Raw genomic sequence first — 2699 nt, 5'->3', positions numbered from 1 at the left:
ATCGTGATCACCGTTTCCAGCCGGTCGTGATCGCTATTTCCAGCGATCATGATCGGGGACAACCAGGAGGCGCGCACCGCTGACAGTCTGCAACCGGGGTAGCTCGGTCTTTTGCCCAACCGCAGAGGATCGAGATGCCGACAGAGAGACTGTCCATGCGCCACATTCGCGAAGTTCTACGCCTGCACTACAGCGTCGGCATGTCGCAACGCGCCGTTGCCCGCAGCCTGGGCTTGGCCCAGGGCACGGTCAGCAAGTACGTCAACCGAGCCCGCCGCGCCGGTCTGACCTGGCCGTTGCCGCCGGAGCTGGATGACGACGTCCGGCTCGAGAACCGTCTGTATCCGCCGCCCTCCGATCGGCCCAGCGAGGAGCGTCCGCAACCGGATTGGGCGCTCGTGCATCGCGAGCTGCGGCGCCGGAACGTCACGCTGATGCTGTTGTGGGAGGAGTATTGCGACGCAAACTCCGACAGCTTCAGCTATGCGTGGTTCTGCGAACGCTACAGGGAATGGGCCGGCCGTCTCAAGCCGACCCTGCGCCAGGTTCATGTCGCCGGCGAGAAGCTGTTCGTCGACTATTCCGGCCACACCATGGAGGTGGTTGACGGGCTCACCGGTGAGGTGCGCAGCGCGCAGATCTTCGTCGCCGTGCTCGGCGCCTCGAACTACACCTACGCCGAGGCCAGTCTCACCCAAAGCCTGCCGGACTGGATCGCCTCGCACGTTCGCGCATTTGCGTATTTCGGCGGCGTGGCCCGACAGACGGTGAGCGACAATCTGAAGGCCGGCATCACCCGGGCCTGCTTTCGTGAGCCGATGGTCAACCGGACCTATGCCGATCTCGCCCGCCATTACCGCACCGCCATCGTGCCGGCACGGCCGTATCGGCCGCGCGACAAAGCCAAGGTCGAAGTCGGGGTCCAAATCGTCGGGCGATGGATTCTGGCACGCTTGCGCAACCGCCGCTTCTTCTCGCTCGTCGCCCTCAACGAGGCGATTCACGCGCTCCTTATCGAGCTGAACGATCGACCTCTCCGGAGCTGGGGACGAAGTCGGCGCGAACTGTTCGAGGAGCTCGATCGTCCGGCGCTCACCCCCTTGCCGGATGATCCGTACGAGTATGCCGAGTGGAAGCGCTGCCGGGTCAACCTCGATTATCACATCGAGATCGCCAAGCATTACTATAGCGTCCCTCACAACCTCCTGCATCAGGAGGTTGAGGCTCGCATCACCCAAAAGACCGTTGAGATATTTCTCCGCGGCAAGCGGGTGGCGTCGCATCTGCGCAGCATCTTGCCACATCGCCCGACCACGATTCCCGAGCATATGCCGAGCTCACATCGCCGCTATCGCGACTGGACCCTTGAGCGCATTCGTTCCGAAGCCGCCAAGGTCGGTCCCGATGCCCAGACGCTGATCGACGTCATCCTGCGATCGCGGCCACATCCGGAACAGGGCTTCCGCTCGGCCATCGGCATTCTCGGGCTGGTCAAGCGCTACGGCCAGGAACGCGTCGATGCCGCTTGTGCCCGGGCCCTCCTGCTCAACGCCCGGTCGTACAAATCGGTCGCCGCCATCCTCAAGAACGGTACTGACAGAACTGCTCCTCCCGCCGAGGAGGCGCCCATCCTCTTCCACACCAACATCCGTGGCCGCAGCTATTACAATTGATCAGGAGAGATCAGCATGCTCATTCACCCCACCGTCGATCGCTTGCGCGCACTCGGCCTCGCCGCCATGGCCGATACCTGCGTCGAACTGCAGAACAATCCCGAGGCGGCCGAGATGCCGCACGCCGATTGGCTCGGCCTCCTCGTCGATCGCGAGGTCACCGCTCGCGACAACCGCCGCCTCACGCGCCGCTTGACCAGTGCCAAGCTCCGTCAAGCCGCCACCATCGAGAACGTCGACTATCGCACCGCCCGTGGTCTCGATCGTTCGCTCTTCCAGAACCTCGTCACCTGTCAATGGATCCGTGACAGCAACCACCTGGTCATTGTCGGCCCAACCGGCACCGGCAAGTCCTGGCTTGCCTGCGCGCTCGGCAACAAGGCCTGCCGCGACGGCTTTTCCGTCCTCTACAAGCGAACATCCCGCCTGTTCGCCGATCTCGCCCAGGCGCGCGGCGAAGGTCGTCTGGCGCGCCTGATCGCGGCCCTGGAGCGCGTCAATCTCCTCATCCTCGACGACTGGGGACCCGAACCGCTCACCGCCGACCAGCGCCGTGATCTGCTTGAGATCGTCGATGATCGCTACGACAAGGGGTCCTTGTTGATCACAAGTCAGGTCCCCGTGTCGCAATGGCATGACGTCATTGCCGATCCCACCCTCGGCGATGCGATATTGGACCGCATCATTCACAATGCGCACCGCATCGAGCTCAAAGGCGACAGTCTACGGCGTCAGGCTGGCGAAAAGAAACAACCGTGAGCACCTCGCGCACGATCGCCCCGCCGGCCCACAGGCCCCTCCCGCGCGCGTCGCTACGTCGCTCGTGGGGGCACTCCGCGCCGCGCACGGGGCCCTCCCATGGACCGCCGGGACGATCTCCAAACCAACCCGCCAATCTTGACGAGGAGACTATTTCCAGCACACATAAGCTCGTCAGTTGTGTTCGCCTCCGCGCCTGATCACGATCATCTGGAATCCGTGATCACCATCGTCTGGAACACCTGATCACCATCGCTGGAATACGCA

General features: G+C 63.5%; 2 protein-coding genes. Both read left to right on the top strand.

All coding sequences use genetic code 11. The features are described from left to right. Positions 1 to 134: 134 nt before the first annotated feature. The gene (gene istA / locus WN73_RS11985) at positions 135 to 1673 is read left to right on the top strand and encodes an IS21 family transposase (protein WP_271552920.1); all 1539 of its coding nucleotides are present in this window, start codon (positions 135 to 137) and stop codon (positions 1671 to 1673) included. A gap of 15 nt (positions 1674 to 1688) precedes the next feature. After that, entirely contained in the window at positions 1689 to 2432 is a 744-nt protein-coding gene (gene istB / locus WN73_RS11980) for an IS21-like element helper ATPase IstB (RefSeq protein ID WP_097669838.1), read from the top strand. Positions 2433 to 2699 lie beyond the last annotated feature (267 nt).

The organism is Bradyrhizobium sp. CCBAU 45394, from assembly GCF_028128655.1.
Lineage (GTDB): Bacteria > Pseudomonadota > Alphaproteobacteria > Rhizobiales > Xanthobacteraceae > Bradyrhizobium > Bradyrhizobium diazoefficiens.
This window is presented reverse-complemented; position numbering and strand designations above follow the sequence as displayed.

What these genes read in the sequence shown, in the direction of transcription:
- istB (WP_097669838.1), top strand. Translation starts at nt 1,689, where the DNA reads ATGCTCATTCACCCCACCGTCGATCGCTTGCGCGCACTCGGCCTCGCC.
- istA (WP_271552920.1), top strand. Translation starts at nt 135, where the DNA reads ATGCCGACAGAGAGACTGTCCATGCGCCACATTCGCGAAGTTCTACGC.